We start from the raw sequence: 808 nt of genomic DNA, 5'->3' as shown, positions 1-808 counted from the left end.
TTTCTAATACGAAAGTTGGATGCGGAAACTGCTGTACAACGTGCCAATATAAAGTACCATCTGTTGTACTTATAAATTGTTCAACTTCAGGAAAAGTGAGCTGCAGGTTCTTATGCAATCGATTCTTGGCTCGCACGAGATCTTCGTTGAACTCTTGATAGGTTCGCTCTAAATCATGCAGTTCTTCATAGACGCCTGCTTCTCTGAACGTCGATTGATAATGATAGTGTGCCATTGCAGTGGCTAATGCTACTGCGTCCAGCTGATCATTCTTATTGTGCCGAAAACCATCCATATCTTTCTTGGCCGCCAAAGGATTAATCTCGGTATAAATCCAATTTTTTCTCTGTAAAAAGGCACGAATACTTCGTGAATAGATGCCAGAAGATTCAAAAATTACCTTGGGTGACTTAAAGCTATTAAGAGCGTCATCAAGGGTTTCATAACCTATACGATCGTTAGTTATCTTGAATTCTTTAATGACACTGTCATCGGCTAAAATTGCTACATTTGAACTATGTTTACTTACATCTATGCCAAATATGATTTCGATATCAATCATATTTAAACACCACCTTATCAAAGTTGTATTCATCGATTCACTCATCTCAATTTTCAATACACGACTTTTAGTAGCCAACGGACTTCGAGCGAGCTTATTGGTGAACCAAATGAAGTTGCCAATTTATCTTGCGACGTCATCGTATGATGCGCCAAATGACACTTCGACATGTCAACTTCATTACCACTTTAACAGAATGAAAAAGTGGTGAATCATAATTTCGTCGAATTATGATTCACCACTAAT

At 37.9% G+C, this 808-nt stretch carries 1 protein-coding gene; it reads right to left on the bottom strand.

From position 1 onward, the window contains the following. The coding region (locus tag IV84_RS10520) for an IS110 family transposase (RefSeq protein ID WP_155515926.1) at positions 1-562 on the bottom strand (562 nt) is incomplete at its 3' end. Positions 563-808: the final 246 nt, after the last annotated feature.

Origin of the sequence: Pediococcus damnosus (genome assembly GCF_001437255.1) — a bacterium.
Classification (GTDB): domain Bacteria; phylum Bacillota; class Bacilli; order Lactobacillales; family Lactobacillaceae; genus Pediococcus; species Pediococcus damnosus.
The sequence above is the reverse complement of the archived record's forward strand: the minus strand, read 5'-3'. Positions and strand labels throughout refer to the sequence as shown.